The following is a 1,115-nucleotide window of genomic DNA, read 5'->3' on the forward strand; positions in this document are numbered from 1 at the left end:
TGAGGTGCGCCCGCCGCCGCTCCTCGCCCTCTTCCAAGCGCGGGGTTCGGGCGGGGACGAGGAAGTCATCAGGCTGGGTGGCTCGTGGCTTCCTGGCGCGCCAGCCGCCGCTTCCGGTCCTCCGCGACCGTGATCATGTCGGAGAGGGTCAGTTGAAGCAGCTTGATCGCCGCATGGGCGTCTTTGAGGGACGTCGACGGGTCCGCCAGATACCGCGACGACGCCCGGATGGCTGCGCGCCCCCGGTCCTCGAACGACACGGCGTCTTCACCCGCCGTCAGGCGCGACCGGTAGTCGTCGTCCCTGCCGGGAAACAGGTCACGCCGTCATCCCGTCGTGGCGAACCAGCGTCGTCCCCGGGGCGATCTGCTGCCCACTGGCCCGGATCTGACGCATGGCCGCGTCCCGGGAGATTGGCGGCGGGGGCACGGCGTCTTCGACCGCCACGCACGTGCCGCCGACCTCGGTAACGAGCTGCCGCAGATGGGCACGGACGCCCAGGTCGTACGCGACGCGGTTCCAGCTCGCCACCAGACAGACGATGCGGCGTCCCTGGCCCTGCTGTTTCATAGCCGCGATCATGCCTTGCCAGAACGGCCTGCGCTCCCCCATAGCGGCATCCCCGCGATCGACCCACTGACCCGTGACCTCCCATCCCATCTCGGCTGCGAAGGCTCGGCAGATGGCGATTCGGGCGAGCAGTCGATCCGTCTGGCTGGTCCCCTCACGGTCGTAGATGAATACAAGGATTGGCTTCGTTGCGTCGTCTCCCATTTTTGGGCCTCCCCGCTGACTGGGCGTCGGTCTTGTACTTTCGTTCCGGTGACGAGCAGTCAACGACGGCTTGCCGGTGGTGAACAGGTGCCACACTGGGGGCCAGTAGGGGGCCAGCGGGGGGCCAGCACGTGCGAGGAGGCACTGTGAGCGTCGGGGGCGTCATCCGGTCCGCCAGGGAGGCAGCTCGTCTGAGTCGTGCGGAACTGGCGCGAAAACTCAATGAATCCGCCGGTTACGACCCGCGTACCGGTCCGTGTACAACCGATCAGGTCAAGCGCTGGGAGACTGATAAGCGGCGTCCTGAGCGTTGGCGTCGGCACGTTGAGAGCGTGCTGAAT

2 protein-coding genes are annotated in these 1,115 nt (G+C 67.3%); both read right to left on the bottom strand.

Annotation, left to right across the window (positions count from 1 at the left end):
• Positions 1 to 68: 68 nt before the first annotated feature.
• Positions 69 to 260: a hypothetical protein gene (locus AXW62_RS28705; protein ID WP_060947080.1), complete on the bottom strand. Its 192-nt coding sequence runs from the start codon at positions 258 to 260 to the stop codon at positions 69 to 71.
• Positions 261 to 318: 58 nt separating this feature from the next.
• A complete protein-coding gene (locus AXW62_RS28710) occupies positions 319 to 774 on the bottom strand; it encodes a recombinase family protein (RefSeq protein ID WP_060947081.1) in 456 nt (151 codons plus the stop codon).
• Positions 775 to 1,115: the final 341 nt, after the last annotated feature.

This window comes from Streptomyces hygroscopicus subsp. hygroscopicus (assembly GCF_001553455.1).
Classification (GTDB): domain Bacteria; phylum Actinomycetota; class Actinomycetes; order Streptomycetales; family Streptomycetaceae; genus Streptomyces; species Streptomyces hygroscopicus.

Bases quoted from the DNA above. Each gene is read 5' to 3' on its own strand.
- AXW62_RS28710 (WP_060947081.1), bottom strand. From the start codon at position 774: ATGGGAGACGACGCAACGAAGCCAATCCTTGTATTCATCTACGACCGT.